Raw genomic sequence first — 17,593 nt, 5'->3', positions numbered from 1 at the left:
CTCGGTGGGAGTCATCGGGGCGGATACGCGATCAGGTGCCCCAGTGCCCTGGGCGCGGCAGGCGGGCGGGGATCACGGTGGTGTGGTCGCCACGGGCGGCGGCCAGCTGGGACGGGGTGAGGAACAGCGCGGTGGTGAGGTCTGCTCCGCGCAGGTCGGCGTCGCGCAGGTCGGCGCCGGTGAGGTCGGCGTCGCGCAGGTCCGCCCCCCGCAGGTCCGCGGCGATGAGATAGGTGCCGCGGAGGTTGGCTCCCCGCAGCTTCGCCCCACCCAGCCGGGCTCCGATCCGATCGGCTCCCGCCCACTCGACGGGCCCGTGCTCCGTGCCCCGGCCACCGGGCGGCCGTGGTCGCCCCCCGTCCCGTCCTCGCCGGGCCTGCCTCGCGCGAGCGCCGCGCCGCCCGGCTGCGGCACCGTCGCCTGCGCCGGGTGCGACCGCGTCGGGTGTGCCGGCACCGGGTGAGTTGGTGCGCACGGCTGCGGAGCGGGCGAGGGCGCTCGCGGCGCGGAGGAGGGGAGTGAACTCGGCCCGCAGCGCATCGGTGTCGCAGTCGCGGAGCTGATCGGGGGAGCCGTCGGCGAGCACGCGGAGACGCTCGGCGGCGTCACCCAGCTGCGGGTGGAGTTCCGCGGACGCGGCCAGCCCCAGTGCCTCCGCCACGTACCAGCGCAGCTCGTGCAACCGCCGCACCACGGGAAACACCTCGAACATGCCCACCGCGACGTCCGGTGCGTCGCGCCAGGAGCGGCCACCGAACGTGTGCTGGGTGACGTGCTGCCCGGCGCCGAGACAATCGAACACCGTGCAGCCGGTGTACCCGGAGGGGCGGAGGCGCGCGTGGATGGAGCAGCGGTCGTCGCTGGTGAGGTTCGTGCAGGGTCGGCCGCCGGGCTTGTCGACGGCGAAGTCCGCGGACCGTGCGAACGGCAGCGCCACGCAGCAGAGCGCGGCGCAGTTCGCGCAATCAGGGCGGAGCTCGGCCGGAAGCGTGGTCGCGGTCGGCGGGGGTGTGGTCACTCTCCCAGCGTCCGTTCCGGATCCGTCAACGTCGACCCGGCGCGCCACTCCGCGGCGAACGTCTCTGCCTCGAGCACACCCCGAAGTGTCTCCCAGGCCCACGCCGCCTCTGGTACCCCACCCCGCGGCACCACCGGTTCCTCCACCGCCCGCGGAGAGTCCTCCGCGTGGAGGAGCTGCTCGGCCCCAGGTGCCGAGGTAGCCGCTCCACCCGCCGCCGGCTCACCGCCCCTCCGCGTGCCGCCGTGGCGCAGTGCCCATGCGGCTCCCAGCGCCCGCGCGCCCCGCCGAGCGCGTGCCTCGGCCACGCGCCCCTGCTCGCCCGGCGCGCCCGACGCGTGGCCACCGGTCCTCGCGGCCCCGTCTCCCGCGACCGCCGAACCGACCGTCCCGCCGAACGCCTCATCCAACTCGCGCGGCACCCCGATCGAGCCGTTTCCCGCGGTGTCGGCCCTCACCGCGTCCCCATCTGTCGTGTCCACCCTCGTGTCGGACGCGGCCTGGCCGGCCTCGAAACCACCGGCCCCGACCGCTGTCCTTCCGCCGACCCGCTGGCCGGCAGTCGCAGCGACGGCGGGACCGGCGCACCAGGCGGCGAACCGCTCGAGCACGTCAGCGCGCAGCGGAGCATCCCCCGTGCGCGCCGAGAGCAGCAGCGCACGTCCGTGCCGGCCACCGGCCTCCGGAGAACCCCGCTCCGCCTCCACTCGAGCCACACACGAGTGCAACTGCGCCGCGAACCGCCCCGCCGCCGGCCCCCCACGGGCCTGATCGGCGCCCGCTCCCGGGAGGAGAGCCAGCGCCGACCGGTGGTGGGCGTACGCGGCCTCGAGGTCGCCGCCGTACCGGGCGATCTCGCCGCGGGCGTGGGCGATCCGGGCCCCCAGCAGGGGATCCTCCGCGCGGGCCGCGAACTCCTCGGCCCGCCGGAGCGAGCCGGCCGCTCCCTCCTGGTCACCGAGGCGACCCGCGAGCGTCGCGATCTGGACCAGGAGCTCCGGTACCTCGCTGAGCCCGTCGAGCTCCTCGGCCAGTGCCTCGGCCTCCCGGAGCGCGGCCAGGGCCGCGGCCGGTTCCTCGGCCGCGGTCACCATCGCGATGCTGGACGCGGCCAGCAGCAACCCCCACCGCTCGCCCAGCGGCGTGAACAGCGCCCGGGCGGCGGCGAACGCGGCGTGCGCCCGGTCGGCGTCACCGGCGTCCCAGGCCGCGTGACCGGCCAGCACCCGGCTCGCCGCGCGGCACCACGGGTCGGGGTGGTGCGCGAACCGGGCCGCGGCCGCCGCCATCCAGGACGGGTCGCCACCCCCCAGCCACGCCGCCGCGACCATGCTCGCCGGATGATCGAGCCCGGACACGGCCTCCCACAGCTCCGCCCGACCCCCGGCCAGCTCCGCCGCCCGGGCGAACCACGCCCCGGCCGTCTCCTCCGCAGCCCCGGCAGCCCCGGCAGCCCCGGCAGCCCCGGCGGCCCCGGCCGACCCGGCCGGAACCGCGGACGCTGCCAGCAGACACAACCCGGTCGCGGTGTCGAGCGGACCAGTAACCTCCCCCAAAGCCCGTTCCGCCCACGTCGCCGCGGCCCGCCGCTGGCCGGTCAGCCACCAGAACCACAGCCGCGCCGCCACCAGCCGCCGCGCCACGGCGACCTCGCCCACCTCGAGCGCCCGCACCGTCGCCGCATCCAGATCCGCGTACCCGGCCTGGAACCGCGCGATCGCCCCGAGCTGCTCGCCGCTCCGCAGCACCGGCTCGTCGCGCTCGGCGACGTCGAGGAAGAACGTGGTGTGGGACGCGGAGACCAGTGCACCCTCGCCGGCCTCCGCGAGCCGCTCCGCGGCGTACGCGCGGACGGTCTCCAGCAGCCGGTACCGGCGCCCGTCCGGGCCGTCGACCGGCACCACCAGCGACCGGTCGACCAGGTCGGCGACCACGTCGGGCCCGAAACCGCAGACGGCGTCGATCGCGGCCGGCGACGCCGCACCGGCGAACACCGCGAGCCGCCGCAGCAACGCCCGCTCCGGGCCCGACAGCAGCTCCCAGCTGCCGTCCATCACCGCGCGCAGCGTGCGGTGCCGCGCCGCCCCACCGCGGCTTCCGCGACCGAGCAGCGCGAACCGGTCGTCGAGGCGGGACGCGACCTCGGCCAGGCTCAGTGACCGCAGCCGCGCCGCGGCCAGCTCGATGGCCAGCGGCAGCCCGTCGAGCGCCCGGCAGATCCGCGCGACCTCGGCCGCGTTCTCCGCGGTGACCTCGAACCCCGGCCGCACCGCCGCGGCGCGGGCCGCGAACAACGCGACCGACGGCGAATCCGGTAACGGCGCCACCGGGCACAGTGCCTCACCCGTCACCCCCAGCGGCTCCCGGCTGGTCACCAGCGCACGCACGCCCGGCGCCGCCCGCAGGACCCGCGTCAGGAGCACGGCCAGCGGCTCCACCACCGGCTCGGCGTTGTCGAGCACCAGCAGGACCCGGCGGGTGCGCAGGACCTCGAGGAGCTGTTCCTCCGGTGCACCGACCGTGGACGAGAGCACCACCGTGGGCCGGGCCAGCACCGCCAGGACCGCCGATGCGAGCGCCCCCGGCGACGCCCCGGCCCCGGCCAGCTCCACCAGCCACGCCCCGCCGGGTGTCGCCGCCGACGCGGCCTCGAGCGCCAGCCGGGTCTTGCCCACCCCACCGGGCCCGGTGAGCGTCACCAACCGGCCCGAATCCAGCAACGAGCCGATCCGCGCCAGTTCCTCCGTGCGCCCCAGGAAACTCGTCAGCGCCGCCGGGAGGTTCCCGCGCCCCTCGGGCACCGGTGGTGCCTCCTCGCGCAGCGCCGCCAGGTGGGCGCTGCGCAGTTCCGGCCCCGGGTCGACGCCGAGCCGGTCGGCGAGCTCCCGGCGGACGACCGCGAACCGTTCCAGCGCCTCCGCCCGCCGCCCCGCCGCGACCAGCGCCCGCACCAGCCGCGCGGCGAGCCCTTAGCGCAGGGGATGGGCGGCGCACGCCGCGCTCAGCTCGGTGACCAGCGCCCCCGGATCGGCGCCCAGCTCCAGGTCCGCGGAGATCCGGCCCTCCAGCGCGGTGAGACGCAGCTCCTCGGCCTGCGCGGCGGCGGCGACCACGAACGCGGCGTCGCCGGCGTCGGCCAGCGCGGGCCCCCGCCACAACCCCAGCGCGTCGCGCAACAACTGGGCCGCCAGCGCGGCGTCCCCGGAGCGCAGCGCGGACGTGCCCGCCGCGACCAGCCGCCCGAACTCGTGCAGGTCCACCCGGGACGGGGGGAGGGCCAGCCGGTACCCCGCCGGGTGCGACCCGATCGCGTCACGCCCCGGTGGCCCGGCCCGGTGCAGATCACGGCGCAGGCGCGAGATCGCCGACTGCAACGTGTTGCCCGGCGCCGCCGGCGGGTCCGCGTCCCACACGTCGTCGACGAGCCGGTCCACGGTCACCAGCCGCCCCGGATCCAGTGCCAGCCGGCACAGCAGTGCGCGCTGACGTACGCCGGTGACGGCCACCGAACGACCCGCGGAGTCGCGCACCTCCAGCGGGCCCAACAGCCCGATGTTCATACGGCGAGTCTGGACCATCCCACCGACAGGACTAGTAATAACAAGCCCATACACTCGAACACGCCCCAACCCCACTGCCCAAACGCACCCGAGCGGGGGAGGGCCGCCCGCGGCGGCGCTAGGGTGTGCGGCATGGCCGAGGAAATCGACGCGGAAACGCTCGCGTTCGCCCACCGCATGTTCGACGCGGCCCGGGACGGCAACACCGACGTGCTGGCGGCGAACGTCGACGCGGGCCTGCCGGCCAACCTGACCAACGACAAGGGCGACACGCTGCTGATCCTCGCGGCGTACTACGACCACCCGTCGACGGTCTCGGCGCTGGTCAGCCGCGGCGCGGACGTCAACCGGGCCAACGACAAAGGCCAGACCCCGCTCGCGGCGGCGGTGTTCCGCCGCTCGAAGGCCAACGTCAGGACGCTCCTGGACGCCGGCGCCGACCCCCAGGCCGGTGCGCCCTCGGCCCTGGACACGGCCCGCTTCTTCGACATCCCCGAGATGCTGGAACTGCTCGAATCCTAGGTCCGTAGTAACAAGCCCATACGCCCGAACACGCGCCTCCAAAGCGCAACAGCTCACACCGGAGGGACCGGTCCGCCCCCGCGCAGGGGAGGAGCGGTAGCGTCAAACACTGATATTGACGACAGTGGGAGGCGTAATGGTGCAGGGACCAGTGACGGTCACGGTCACCGGTGCAGCGGGCCAGATCGGCTACGCGCTGCTGTTCCGGATCGCGTCCGGGCAGCTGCTCGGTGCGGACGTTCCGGTGAAGCTGCGGCTGCTGGAGATCACCCCCGCTCTGAAGGCGGCCGAGGGCACCGCGATGGAGCTGGCGGACGGCGCCTTCCCGCTGCTGCAGAGCGTCGACATCTCCGACGACCCGCGGGTGGCGTTCGACGGCGCGAACGTGGCGCTGCTGGTGGGTGCCCGCCCCCGCACCAAGGGCATGGAGCGCGGCGACCTGCTCGAGGCCAACGGCGGGATCTTCAAGCCGCAGGGCGCGGCGATCAACGAGGTCGCGGCCGACGACATCCGTGTGCTGGTGGTCGGTAACCCGGCGAACACGAACGCGTTGATCGCGCAGGCGCACGCGCCGGACGTGCCGGCGGAGCGGTTCACGGCGATGACGCGGCTGGACCACAACCGGGCGATGTCGCAGCTGGCGGCGAAGCTGAGCGTGCCGGTCACGGCGATCAAGAAGCTGACGATCTGGGGCAACCACTCGGCGACGCAGTACCCGGACCTGTTCCACGCGGAGGTGAACGGGAAGGTCGCGGCCGAGCAGGTGGACGAGGCGTGGCTGCGAGACACGTTCATCCCGACGGTGGCCAAGCGTGGTGCGGCGATCATCGAGGCGCGGGGCGCGAGCTCGGCGGCGTCGGCCGCGTCGGCGGCGATCGACCACGTCTACACGTGGGTGAACGGGACGGCCGAGGGTGACTGGACGTCGGCGGCGATTCCGTCGGACGGTTCCTACGGTGTGCCGGAGGGTCTGATCTCGTCGTTCCCGGTGACGGCGAAGGACGGGAAGTTCTCGATCGTGCCGGGGCTGGAGATCGATGCGTTCTCGCGGGAGCGGATCGACGCGTCGGTGGCGGAGTTGGGTGAGGAGCGCGACGCGGTTCGCGGTCTCGGCCTGATCTGAGTTGGTTCTCCGTTTAGGGGGCGGCCTTCGGGCCGCCCCCTATTGTGTGTCTGGTGACGGTCGATTTGCTCCCGCTTGCGGTCTTTTATGCCGACGCTGATCGCGCGGGCGTTCGGGGGAACGTGGCGTACGAGGCACTGCGGACGCCGGAGCTGGATGCCGTGGTCAGGTCGGTCGGCCCGGGCGCGGAGCGGGTGGTGCGGATCGGCGGGGTGACGTACCTGGTGCGGGCGGGCGCGGAACTGGGTGTGGTGGTGGACGTCTCGGGTGTGGTGGCGTCCGAGCACGAGGCGGCGCACGCGGCGCGGCTGGAGTCGATCGGTGCGTTGGCGGCGGGGTTGGCGCACGAGATCAACACGCCGGTGCAGTACGTGTCGCACAACGTGGTGTTTCTGCGGGAGGCGTTCGAGTCGGTGTTGCCTGCGGTGTCGGACGAGTATCTGCGGGTGGAGGTTCCGGCGGCGTTGGAGCAGACGCTCGAAGGGGTGGAGCGGGTGGCGGGGATCGTGCGGGCGATGAACGAGTTCGCGCATCCGGGTGAGGGTTTGACGCAGGCGGATCTGAATCGGGCGGTCGAGTCGACGGTGGCGGTGTGCCGTAACGAGTGGAAGTACGTGGCTCGTCTGGGGTTGGAGCTGGATCCGTCGGTGGGGTTGGTGGCCTGTTATGAGGGTGAGCTCAAGCAGGTGGTGCTGAACCTGGTGGTGAACGCGGCGCATGCGGTGGCTGCGACCGGGTCGACGGGTGTGATCACGGTGGCGACGCGGGGCCGGCCGGACGCGGTGGAGATTTCCGTGTCGGATTCGGGGGTCGGGATGGATGAGGAGACGCGGCTGCGGGTGTTCGATCCGTTTTTCACGACGAAGGGTGTGGGTCGTGGGACGGGTCAGGGTTTGGCGATGGCGTGGCGGTGTGTGGTGGGGACGCACGGGGGGTCGATCGAGGTCGTTTCGGCGCCTGGTGAGGGTTCGACCTTTCGGGTGGTGCTCCCTCGTCTGCACCCCTGATCGGTTCCCCGATAATGTGCATTATGTCAAGTAGAGGCTGAGCGACCCTTCCCTGCCGGGTCAGGCGACGGCGGCTTTGGAGCGGTCGGTGGCAAGTGTGACCGCAAGTGCGGCGAGGACTGTTCCCATCAGCCAGCGCTGGATTTTCAGCCAGCCGGGGCGGGTGGCGAGGAACGTGGCGATCGCGCCGGCGCTGAGCACGATGAGTGCGTTGACGGTGAGCGCGACGAGGATCTGGACGCTGCCGAGCGTCAGGCTCTGGAGTGCGACGTGGCCACGTGCCGGTTCGACGAACTGCGGCAGCAGTGAGACGTACAGGATGGCGATTTTGGGGTTGAGCAGGTTGGTGACCAGGCCCATGGTGAACAGCCGGCGGGTGGTGTCGGGTGGGAGCGGCTGGGGGTCGAAGACTGCTGCTCCCCCGGGGCGCAGGGTGGTCCAGGCGAGGTGGAGCAGGTAGGCGGCGCCGGCGAGTTTGATGGCGGTGTAGAGGGCGGGTACGACGGTGAAGAGCGTGACGAGCCCGGCGGTGGCGGCGGTGAGGTAGACGAGGAAGCCGGCGGCGACGCCGGTGAGGGAGATCAGCCCGGCGCGGCGTCCTTGGGTGAGGGTGCGTGAGACGAGGTAGATCATGTTGGGCCCGGGGGTGAGGACGAGGCCGAGTGCGACGGCGGTGATGCCGAGGAGCGCGCCGGTGGTGGTGGTCATGGCGGTCAGCTAACCCACTCCCCTACCCGTTGAGCGACATGATTTTCGGGGGGTGTTCGCCGCCGAGGAAGTCGAGGATGAGCTGGTTGACCAGGGCGGGTTTCTCCATGGGGAGGCCGTGTGAGGTGCCGGGGACGACGGCGAGCTGGGCTTCGGGCAGGGTGGTGAGCAGCGTGGCGCTGTGTTCGATGCGGACCATGTCGTCGTCGCCCTGCATGAGCAGTGTGGGTGCGGTGATGGTGGCGAGCTGCTCGTCGGGGATGCCGGTGTCTTCGCGCCACATGCGGAGGCATTTGGCGAGGAAGGTGTCGAAGTGGTCGGCGCCGTCGGGTGAGAGTTTGGCGTATTCGTCGCGGGCCCAGGCGCCCATGGCGTGGTCGTCCTGGAGGAGGGCCCAGGCTTCGGGGCGGGCACCTGCGGGTTGGAGGTATTGGCCGATGAGGACGAGTTTGTCGACGAGTTCGGGGCGGTCGACGGCGACGTGGGCGGCGACGAGGGCTCCGTCGCTCCAGCCGGCGAGGTGGGCGGCGGTGATGCCGAGGGTGTCGAGGAACGCGGTGGTGTCGGCGGCCATGAGGCGGTAGGTGAGGCGGCCGTCGACGTCGGGGGTGCGTCCGTGGCCGCGGCGTTCGGGGATGACGAGTTGGTAGTGCTGGGCGAGGGTGGGGATCTGGGCGGCGAAGTGTTCGGCGTTGCCGAGGCCGCCGTGCAGGAGGACGAGTGGGTCTCCGGTGCCGTGGGTTTCGTAGTAGGTGCGGAGGCCGTTGACGGTGGCGTAGCTCATGGGTTCTGTCTTACCGCAGGGTCTGGGCGGTGGGGGGTTGTCCACAGGTCGTGGGTGGTTCGGGGGTGCCTGTGGAGAATGCGCCGGCCCCACCGGCTGCGCTGGGGGGCGCGTCCGGTGGGGCCGGCGGGCGAGGTCGGTGGGGGTTGGTAGACCGACCTGGGTGGTGCGGGTGGGTCAGTCGCAGACTTCGGCGCGCAGGACCCACACGCCGCGGTAACGCCAGCCGCCGCCGTCGTGGAAGCGGCTGAAGTCGCTGCCCCACTGGTGGCGCCAGTTGCCGCGGTAGCCGGTGCGGACGAAGTCGCAGTCGGCGTCTTCCCAGTAGCCGCGGCGTTCGCCGACGCGGGCGGCCCACGCGCACTGGCGGTAGGACCGGAACACGGCGACGACCTGGTCTTCGTCGCCGTTCCAGCCGTACCAGCCGTGGCCGCCGCCGTTGCTGGCGGTGGTGGCGGGCTGGGTGGCGGGGGCGGCGGCCTGGGCGGTGCCGGCGACACCGGCGATGCCTCCGGTGACCGCGAGTCCGGCCAGGACCAGTGCGGCTCGTCGTGCCGTTGTGCTTGCCATACGAGTACGTCCCTCCATGAGTTGTTTCGGGCAGGGAGTACGAAAGCACGCCAGATGTGAGTTTTGTGAGGAAAGGGCGCGCGGTTCGCGGGCGCGGCGAGCGGCACGCCCGAGTAATGCCCGTACGGGTGAGGCGCGCTGCCCACCGTTCGGCCAAGCACTTCCCGCACTTTTGTTTCTCCTGTGGTCGAACCGAATTGGAGTGATCACACGTGCATCTGTAAACGGAGGGGCCGAACCGGACGGAGGCACGAGAGACATGCCGAAACGGGTGGACCATCAGCAACGGCGGCGTGAGATCGCCGAGGCGTTGCTGCGCGTGGTGGGTGTCCAGGGCCTCCACGGCATGAGCCTGCGGGAGGTGGCCGCGGAGGCCGGCGTCTCGCTGCGTCTGGTGCAGTACTACTTCCCGAGCAAGGAGCAGCTGCTGCTGTTCACCGCCAGCTACCTGACCCGGCGGCTGACCGACGAGGTCACCAACCGGGTCGAGGCGGTGGGTCCGGCCGCGTCGCCGCGGACGGTCATCGAGGCGACGCTCGTCGCGATGTTGCCGACCGACCCGGACACCAAGCGGTTCCATCTCGCGCACGCCGCGTTCGCGGTACTGGCGATGACCGACTCGACGATCGCCGCGCAGGCGGTGCTCGCCGGCCCGGACGCGCGCGAGGAGCTGCTCACCGAGCAGCTGCGGGTGGTGCTGCGTCCACCGGCGGACGCGCGGGCCGAGGCGGTGGCGTTGCTGGCGATGTCCAACGGGCTGGCCACCACCGTGCTCGGCGGCGGGCGCAGTGTGGACGAGGCGGTGGGCGCGTTGCGTCATCACCTCGACCGGTTGCTGCCCAGCGCTGCGGCGCGCCCGGCGATCGCGCGGGCCAGCGGCTGGTGAATATTCGCTAGCGGTCGCGGCCAGCGGCCGCTAGCGTGCGTTCTCGCAGGGATTCAGGGACTTCGGACGGGACGGAGGTGTGCGCATGGCCGCCGGTGTGGTTGACGCTGCCGCGCGCAGCATCCGACCGTCCCTCGTCCTTCCGGCCGCCGGCTGAGCCTTCTCGCCGGGGCCATTCCCCGTAAAGGGTTCCTGCATTGTCTTCTCTGTCGTTTGACGTGCTCGGGTGGGACTCCGCCTGGGCTGATTCGTTCGCTCCGCACGCCGCCGGTGGGCTGATCCCCGGGCGCGTGGTGCGGGTCGACCGCGGCCGGTGCGAGGTCGCGACCGGCACCGAGGTGCTGCACGCCGAGTACTCGCGGCTGGACGTGTGTACCGGCGACTGGGTCGCGCTCTCCGGCCTCTCCATCCACGCCGTGCTGCCGCGGCGGACGGCGCTGGTGCGCGCGTCGGCGTCGGGGGTGTCGTCCGGGCAGGTCCTGGCGGCCAACGTCGACGTCGTCGCGGTCGTGATCCCCTGTGAGGGCGAGCTGGACCTCGGTCGCGCCGAGCGGCTGCTGGCGCTGGCGTGGGAGAGCGGCGCCCGGCCCGTCGTGGTGCTCACCAAAACCGATTCCGGTGCCGACGTCGATCGCGCGCTCGATCTGCTCACCGGTGTGGCGATCGGGGTGGACGTGATCCCCACCAGCGCCCGGTCGGGAGCCGGTCTGGACGCGCTGGCCGCCGAGCTGACCGGCACCGTGGTGCTCGTCGGGCGGTCGGGGGTCGGCAAGTCCACGCTGGCCTCGGCGCTGACCGGTGTGGAGCTGGCGGTGCGTGAGGTGCGTGCCGGCGACGGCAAGGGGCGGCACACCACCGTCCGCCGGGAACTCCTGGCCCTGCGCGGCGGGTCCGGGGTGCTCATCGACACCCCGGGGCTGCGTGGTGTGGGGTTGTTCGACGCCGAGGACGGTGTCGCGCGGGTCTTCGCCGACATCGACGCGCTGGCCGCGGACTGCCGGTTCGGCGACTGCGCCCACGGTGGTGAACCCGGCTGCGCGGTGCAGGCGGCGATCGACGCGGGGCTGGTGCCGGCGCGGCGGCTGGAGAGCTACCGCAAGCTCGTGCGTGAGAACGAGTGGGCGGCCGCGCGCACCGACGCCCGGCTGCGTGCCGAGCGCCGCGCGAAGGAACGTTCGTTGCATCGCCAGTTCCGTAATCAGTTCAACCGCCCTGGTCACGGGCGGCGCTGAGATGCTGTCGAGGATCCGGTGGGCGGTCGCGGCTCCGCGTTGCGGTGAGCGCCACGCGGTTTTGTCGGAGGGTGCCGCTACGTTCTGGATGCTTCCGCGAAGCAGAGCGTGCAGGTGCCGTCGAGGAGGCGGCATCTGCACGCTTGACCTGAAGCTCACTTCAACTCTTACGGTTCCGGTGACGTCGGACCGGAGGACTACGCCATGAGTATGGAAATGACCGCGTGGAATTCGCTGTACCACGCGATGCACGCCAGTGAGGAACGGCGGCCGTTCTCCCGGGCGACGCTGCGGCGCATCGGTGGCTTCGCCCGGCCCCACCGGCGGGAGCTGATGCTGTTCATCGGGTTGTCGGTGGCCGGGGCGCTGCTGGCCGTGGCCACCCCGGTGCTGGCCGGCCGGGTGGTCGACGCGATCGTCGGCTCCGAGGCCACCGGGGTGGTGGTGCGCCTGGCGGTGCTGATCGCGGTGATCGCGGTCGCCGAGGCCGGTATCGGCCTGGCCACCCGGCGCCTGTCGGCGGGCATCGGTGAGGGCCTCATCCTCGACCTGCGTACCGCGGTGTTCGATCACGTGCAGCGGATGCCGATCGCGTTCTTCACCCGCACCCGCACCGGTGCGCTGGTCAGCCGCCTGAACAACGACGTGATCGGGGCGCAGCGCGCGTTCAGCGACACCCTGTCCGGGGTCGTCGGCAACGTGGTGACGCTCGTGCTCACTCTCGTGGTGATGCTCGGCATCTCGTGGCAGATCACGCTGCTGGCGTTGCTGCTCCTGCCGGTGTTCGTCCTGCCGGCGCGGCGGATGGGTAACCGGCTGGCGCGGCTGGAACGCGAGGCGGCCGACCACAACGCGACGATGAGCACGCAGATGACCGAGCGGTTCTCCGCGCCCGGCGCCACGCTGGTGAAGCTCTACGGGCGGCCGCGCCGGGAGTCCGCGGCGTTCGCCGAGCGCGCCGGGCGGGTCCGTGACATCGGGGTCCGCACCGCGATGGTGCAGTTCGTGTTCATCACCGCGCTCACCCTCGTCTCGGCGCTGGCGCTCGCGCTGGTGTACGGGCTGGGCGGGTTCTACGCGCTGCGCGGGCAGCTGGAGGCCGGTGCGGTGGTGGCGATGGCGTTGCTGCTGACCCGTCTTTACGCGCCGCTGACCGCGCTGGCCAGCGCCCGGATGGAGGTCATGACCGCGTTGGTGAGCTTCGAGCGGGTCTTCGAGGTGCTCGACCTGCCGCCGCTGATCACCGAGAAGCCCGGCGCGCGGCCGGTTCCCGACGGGCCGGTGTCGGTGGAGTTCGACCACGTCCGGTTCAGCTACCCCTCGGCCGACAAGGTGTCGCTCGCCTCGCTCGAGGAGGTCGCCGCGCTCGACACCCGCGGCGGGGTGGAGGTGCTGCACGACCTGTCGTTCACCGTCGGCGCCGGGCAGATGGTGGCGCTCGTCGGTTCGTCCGGGGCCGGGAAGTCCACGGTCGCGCAGCTCATCCCGCGTCTCTACGACGTCGACTCCGGCGCGGTGCGGCTCTCCGGGGTGGACGTGCGTGACCTGACCACCGACTCCGTGCGCGACGCGCTGGGGCTGGTCACGCAGGACGGTCACCTGTTCCACGAGTCGATCCGCGAGAACCTGCTGCTGGCCCGCCCCGGTGCCACCGACGCCGAGGTGTGGGACGCGCTCGGGCGGGCCCGGCTGGCCGATCTGGTCGCCGCGCTCCCGGACGGGCTCGACACGGTGGTCGGGGAACGTGGGTACCGGTTGTCGGGCGGGGAACGGCAGCGGCTGACGATCGCGCGGCTCCTGCTGGCCCGGCCGCGGGTGGTGATCCTGGACGAGGCGACCGCGCACCTGGACTCCACGTCGGAGGCCGCCGTGCAGGCCGCGCTCGCCGAGGCGCTCGCCGGGCGCACCGCGGTGGTCATCGCGCACCGCTTGTCGACGATCCGCGCCGCCGACCAGATCCTCGTGGTCGAGGGCGGCCGCATCGTCGAACGCGGCACGCACCCGCAGTTGCTGGCCCTGGGCGGGCGTTACGCCGAACTGCACCGCACCCAGTTCGCCGACGACCCCACCGCTCCCGAAGACCTGGCCGCGCCGCTGGCCTGACCGTCGGCGCGGGCCCACCGCCCCGGCCCTACGCTGGCCCGCCGCCCCGGTCCCCCAGGACCGCGGCAGCGGGCCTTCGTCGTCCGTGCAGCCGCCCCGAAGCCTTTAAACCATATGGTTGAATGCCTGGCATGACGATCACCTCCATCAGCCTGTCGATCTCTCTGGACGGCTACATCGCCGGACCGCACGACGGGCCGGACAACCCGCTGGGCGACGGCGGCAGCAGCCTGTTCGACTGGTGGACCGCCGGTACGGAGCCACTCGCGAACGACCCTCGATTCGCCCCGCCGACCCGCAGCCGCCAGGTCGCCACCGAACTCTTCGACTGCGGCGCTGTGCTCACCGGCCGACGCACCTTCGACATCGCCCGCGGCTGGGGCGGCCACCACCCGGCCGGCGCACCGTTCTTCGTCCTCACCCACAGCGCTCCGCCTCACTGGGTGGGGCCGGGCACCGGCGGGACGGCCGTGACCGACGGCATCCGCAGCGCCCTGGACCAGGCCCGCCACGTGGCTGGTGACCGCCCCATCGGCATCACCAGCGCGAACGTCGCGCAGCAGTACATGGCGGCGGGACTGGTCGACGAGATCAACCTCAATCTGATCCCGGTCCTCCTCGGTAGCGGCGTCGCGCTCTTCGCGAACCTGCCGGAGCCCGTGGGCCTCGAATGCACCCGAGTGGTCGAATCCGACGGCGTCACCCATCTGCGCTACCGGGTCATCACATGACCGCGCGTCCCTGCATCCGCTCCTCGGCCGAGACGCGATGACGACGTCCCACCCGGCTCAGGCGTCGGACGGGCCCGGCTCCCATCCGTTCTGTTGTGCCCACTCGTCGGCTCGGTGGATGATCGCCCAGCAGATCGCTGCCTTGGCGTCGGTGTATGCCTGCCCGTCGTGGGGATGCCGCCGGGCGAGATCCCGCTTGACCGAGACGTAATCGGCGGCCGCCCGCCGGTCCACGCGGAGGAAGTCGCGGAACAGCAGGGAGAACTGCTCGGAGAAGCTGCCGGCGCGGCGGACGTGGATGTGTGAACGCGGACGGCCCGGCGCTTCCCGGAAGTAGCGTTTGGTTCGTTCGGGGTTGTCCGCCCGGTAGACCAGCCCCATGCCGCGCAGACGATCACGGAACGGCTCCACCGGCTCCAGACGGATGACCGATATCTGGACATCGATGATCGCCTTCGCGGCGAGTCCGGGCACCGAGGTGGAACCGATGTGGTCGATGCGCAGGGCCACGTCCCCGAGTGCTCGGCGAAGCGCGGCGCCGATCTCCGCGAAGCGCGCCGGCCACGACGGGTCGTAGTCCGCGATGTGGATCACGCGCTTGCCGGCTTGGTCGGTTCGGCCGTCCATCGGGCGATCGTACGGTCCGTGGCTCGTTGTCCTGCGGCGTGAAGCCGCGCAGGAGGTGCTGTCGCACCTGCCCGGGATCGCGATCGACGAGGTGGTGAGTGCGTCGTGCTTTCGGCGGGCCGAGCGCCCGGGTGCGTCGCACCTTCGACGCGGGTGCCGTCGCGGTATCGACGGTGGATCGCCGACACGCCGGCGGTAGAGCCGCGTTAGTGAGGGGCGGGTAGCGGATTGGCGGCGATGTGGTCGGCGAAGGACGGGAGGCCCACGGAGGCGCGGAGCTCCTCCATGCGGTCGGGATCGGCCACGGGCCAGGGTACGGGCCGGCCGTCCTGCACGGCGGCGATCTGGGTGCCGTAGATCTGCGGGTGGCCCTCGTTGACGAGCACCCGGTCACGCAGCATCGCCACCTCGCGCGGGGTTCCTTCGCCGGCGGCGACCGCCTCGTCGAGGAGCGCAAGCGCGCGGCGCTGGACGTCCAGTTGCCGGTCGGCGTGCATCGCGATCTTCCACGCGCACCGGGACGCTTCCGCGCCGACCAGCCCGGGGGTCGGCCAGCCGTGCCGGGCCATCAGGGTGGCGAGCCGGTCGGCGTGTTCGGTGGTCAGCCGGCGCCAGGCCAGCTGGTGGGCCGGGGTCGCGGTGTCCAGGCCGTACGGGGTCGCTTGCGTGTCGGCCGCCGCCATCGCGATCAGTTCGGCGGCCAGTTCGCGCACCTGCTCGGCCACGCTGTTCTCCTGTCTGGTCCGGGGCGCCGACCGGTCGGCGCGCCTCGCTGCTCGATGCCCGGCCCGCGCGATGTCGTGGCACACGGGAGCCGCGTGCACAGCTGGCCGGGTCGGCGCCGCAACCGTAGATCGGGCCCGTTACCCGGGGCGTCCTCTCCCAGAACGATGCCCTGGGGCCGCTCCGCGGGAGATACTGGACAGGCACCGGAAATCTCCGGGGTGCGCGGCGCCTCACCCCGCGAGCGCCGGGCAGGTCGGCCCCGGCCGGCGACAGGGCCCCCTCCCGCGTGCCAGGACCGGGCGACTCAGCTCATCGGAGAGTCGGTTCACGGTCGCCACTCGCGACTCCGCCACCCGCCACCTTGGCCCGCCACCGGGCCCCCGCCACCGGGCCCCCGCCACCGGGCCCCCGCCACCGCGGCCCCCGCCACCGCGGCCCCCGCCACCGCGGCATCTCGCCACTGGTGCGCAAGAGTCTGGGCGGTAGGACGTCTCATGCGCAGCGCGCGGGAAGTCAGGCGCGCGGTAGGTCAGGCGCGTGGGTCTCCAAGCGTGGGGCTCCAAGCGTGGGGCGCGGACGGCGGCATACCGGCTGTCTTCCGCGCGCTTCATGCGGGCCATGCGCAGACCACTCGGGCGCCCATCTCTCCGGTCGCATCGCACCGGAGGCCGAGATACCGGAGGCCGAGATACCCGGGGCACGAATACCCGGGGCACGAATACCGGAGGCGCAGATGTCGGCGCGCGGCTGCCGCGTGCACTGCGCCTCGCGCCCAAATGCGTTATGTCCGAATGCTTTGCGCCCGACCGGTTCGCGTACGGGCGGCCCCACATGCGAACGCTCACAACTGGGCGGCCCGCACCCGAACGCCCACCTCTGAATTGCCTCACGGAAAGGCCCGCGTTCGAACGGTGTGCGCCTCGGTGCCGCATAGATGCCACTGCCTTCGTACGGCCCAGGAGGCTGGGGTAGCCGGGGTGAACGCGCGGACGCGGAGGGCCGAAGTGAGTGGCGGCTGGGCCGGGCAGAGAGGTCGCAACTGGCGAGTACCCCGGGTGAGCGCAGCCGCGGAAGGCCGAGTGAGCGCAGCCGAACAACGCGGGTGTGCGCGTCGATGTGCCCGCGCAGCCGCCGGAGGGCCAGGTGAGCGCAGGCCACTAGCGCCGGGGTGCGGCGGGCGCGGTCTTTGATGTGGGCGGACAGCGCGACCACGGATGGCGGCTGGGCGCAACGGTGCGGTGGAGGGAGGTGCGGCGCGGAGAAGTGATGGCGGGAAGTCGGCGGAGGATGGCGTTCTTGCCGCTGCCGGGGAGCGTGCCGTCGCCCTAACGTCGGGGCGCGTGAATGCCGCGTTCTTCCTCAGCCTCCATGTTCTGGCCGCGATTCTCACGATCGGGCCGGTCGCCGTCGCGGCCAGTATGTTTCCGCGGTACGTGCGCACGGCCGCGCAGGATCCGAAGGCGCCGACGATCCTCGCCGTGTTGCACCGCATCTGCCGGGTCTACACGGTCGTCGGGTTGACCGTGCCGGCGTTCGGGTTGGCGACCGCGGCGGCGCTCGGCGTGCTGACCGATGCGTGGTTGCTCAGCTCGATCGTGCTCACCGCCATCGCCGCCGCGGTGTTGCTGCTCGCGGTGCTCCCCCAGCAGTCCCAGGCCCTGGCCGCGCTAGACGCGCCCACGACGCCGACCACCCTGACCGGCACCACGGCCGCCCGCACCAAAGCCACCCGCACCACAGCCACCCCAACCACAGCCGCCTCGGACGGCGGCACGGTCACGGCTACCGGCCCCGCACTCGCCCCTACCGGAACCACACCGGAAGACTCACCCTCCACCCCAGGTGAAGCCGTTTCCACCGGCGACCGTCCGGAGGCAGCGCGCTCGGCGGCCCGGCTGGGCATGGCCACCGGCATCTTCAACCTGCTCTGGGCCGTCGTCGTCGTGCTGATGATCGTGCGTCCCGGCTCCACTACCGGCGTGTAACCCCTACTACC

14 protein-coding genes and 1 pseudogene are annotated in these 17,593 nt (G+C 72.5%); 8 read left to right on the top strand and 7 right to left on the bottom strand.

Annotated features, from left to right (window positions below):
* Window positions 1–31: 31 nt before the first annotated feature.
* Window positions 32–1,018 (bottom strand): pentapeptide repeat-containing protein, encoded by a 987-nt coding sequence (locus CRYAR_RS21740; protein ID WP_035854364.1) that lies wholly within the window; start codon window positions 1,016–1,018, stop codon window positions 32–34.
* A pseudogene (locus CRYAR_RS50275) lies at window positions 1,015–4,578 on the bottom strand (AfsR/SARP family transcriptional regulator). The gene CRYAR_RS21740 and the pseudogene CRYAR_RS50275 overlap by 4 nt, the downstream one beginning before the upstream one ends.
* 132 nt (window positions 4,579–4,710) lie before the next feature.
* Here CRYAR_RS50275 and CRYAR_RS21730 point away from each other — a divergent pair.
* From CRYAR_RS21730 to CRYAR_RS21720, 3 genes are all read left to right on the top strand, one after another.
* Window positions 4,711–5,100, top strand: coding sequence for an ankyrin repeat domain-containing protein (locus tag CRYAR_RS21730; RefSeq protein WP_035854360.1), 390 nt, complete (start codon window positions 4,711–4,713; stop codon window positions 5,098–5,100).
* 136 nt (window positions 5,101–5,236) lie between these two features.
* The gene (locus tag CRYAR_RS21725) at window positions 5,237–6,223 is read left to right on the top strand and encodes a malate dehydrogenase (protein ID WP_035854355.1); all 987 of its coding nucleotides are present in this window, start codon (window positions 5,237–5,239) and stop codon (window positions 6,221–6,223) included.
* A gap of 53 nt (window positions 6,224–6,276) precedes the next feature.
* Window positions 6,277–7,230 carry a sensor histidine kinase gene (locus CRYAR_RS21720; protein WP_157017947.1) on the top strand — a complete coding sequence of 318 codons (954 nt, stop codon included), beginning with the start codon at window positions 6,277–6,279 and terminating at the stop codon, window positions 7,228–7,230.
* A gap of 60 nt (window positions 7,231–7,290) precedes the next feature.
* On the opposite strand, the gene CRYAR_RS21715 is transcribed toward CRYAR_RS21720, so the two are convergent.
* The 3 genes from CRYAR_RS21715 to CRYAR_RS21705 all read right to left on the bottom strand — a co-directional run bounded on the left by CRYAR_RS21715 (window position 7,291) and on the right by CRYAR_RS21705 (window position 9,292).
* The gene (locus CRYAR_RS21715) at window positions 7,291–7,938 is read right to left on the bottom strand and encodes a LysE family translocator (protein ID WP_035854347.1); all 648 of its coding nucleotides are present in this window, start codon (window positions 7,936–7,938) and stop codon (window positions 7,291–7,293) included.
* A 22-nt stretch (window positions 7,939–7,960) separates the two neighbouring features.
* Window positions 7,961–8,722: an alpha/beta fold hydrolase gene (locus CRYAR_RS21710; protein WP_035854336.1), complete on the bottom strand. Its 762-nt coding sequence runs from the start codon at window positions 8,720–8,722 to the stop codon at window positions 7,961–7,963.
* A gap of 177 nt (window positions 8,723–8,899) precedes the next feature.
* The gene (locus tag CRYAR_RS21705) at window positions 8,900–9,292 is read right to left on the bottom strand and encodes a hypothetical protein (protein WP_035854331.1); all 393 of its coding nucleotides are present in this window, start codon (window positions 9,290–9,292) and stop codon (window positions 8,900–8,902) included.
* Between the two features lie 259 nt (window positions 9,293–9,551).
* Here CRYAR_RS21705 and CRYAR_RS21700 point away from each other — a divergent pair, with 259 nt between their 5' ends.
* From CRYAR_RS21700 to CRYAR_RS21685, 4 genes are all read left to right on the top strand, one after another.
* A complete protein-coding gene (locus CRYAR_RS21700) occupies window positions 9,552–10,178 on the top strand; it encodes a TetR/AcrR family transcriptional regulator (protein ID WP_035854328.1) in 627 nt (208 codons plus the stop codon).
* Window positions 10,179–10,375: 197 nt separating this feature from the next.
* The gene (rsgA, locus tag CRYAR_RS21695; protein ID WP_035854327.1) at window positions 10,376–11,410 is read left to right on the top strand and encodes a ribosome small subunit-dependent GTPase A; all 1,035 of its coding nucleotides are present in this window, start codon (window positions 10,376–10,378) and stop codon (window positions 11,408–11,410) included.
* Window positions 11,411–11,614: 204 nt separating this feature from the next.
* Window positions 11,615–13,513 (top strand): ABC transporter ATP-binding protein, encoded by a 1,899-nt coding sequence (locus tag CRYAR_RS21690; protein ID WP_035854322.1) that lies wholly within the window; start codon window positions 11,615–11,617, stop codon window positions 13,511–13,513.
* A gap of 122 nt (window positions 13,514–13,635) precedes the next feature.
* Window positions 13,636–14,244 carry a dihydrofolate reductase family protein gene (locus tag CRYAR_RS21685; RefSeq protein ID WP_084700790.1) on the top strand — a complete coding sequence of 203 codons (609 nt, stop codon included), beginning with the start codon at window positions 13,636–13,638 and terminating at the stop codon, window positions 14,242–14,244.
* A 57-nt stretch (window positions 14,245–14,301) separates the two neighbouring features.
* On the opposite strand, the gene CRYAR_RS21680 is transcribed toward CRYAR_RS21685, so the two are convergent.
* Together CRYAR_RS21680 and CRYAR_RS21675 are read right to left on the bottom strand one after the other, a co-directional pair.
* Window positions 14,302–14,871: a GrpB family protein gene (locus CRYAR_RS21680; protein ID WP_051570762.1), complete on the bottom strand. Its 570-nt coding sequence runs from the start codon at window positions 14,869–14,871 to the stop codon at window positions 14,302–14,304.
* Window positions 14,872–15,077: 206 nt separating this feature from the next.
* The gene (locus CRYAR_RS21675) at window positions 15,078–15,596 is read right to left on the bottom strand and encodes a DUF6624 domain-containing protein (protein WP_035854312.1); all 519 of its coding nucleotides are present in this window, start codon (window positions 15,594–15,596) and stop codon (window positions 15,078–15,080) included.
* A gap of 1,341 nt (window positions 15,597–16,937) precedes the next feature.
* Here CRYAR_RS21675 and CRYAR_RS21670 point away from each other — a divergent pair.
* A complete protein-coding gene (locus CRYAR_RS21670) occupies window positions 16,938–17,582 on the top strand; it encodes a hypothetical protein (RefSeq protein ID WP_035854306.1) in 645 nt (214 codons plus the stop codon).
* Window positions 17,583–17,593: the final 11 nt, after the last annotated feature.

It is taken from the genome of Cryptosporangium arvum DSM 44712 (genome assembly GCF_000585375.1).
GTDB classification, from domain to species: Bacteria; Actinomycetota; Actinomycetes; order Mycobacteriales; family Cryptosporangiaceae; genus Cryptosporangium; species Cryptosporangium arvum.
Note: the sequence above shows the minus strand (reverse complement) of the source record. Positions and strands in the feature narration are given on the sequence as shown.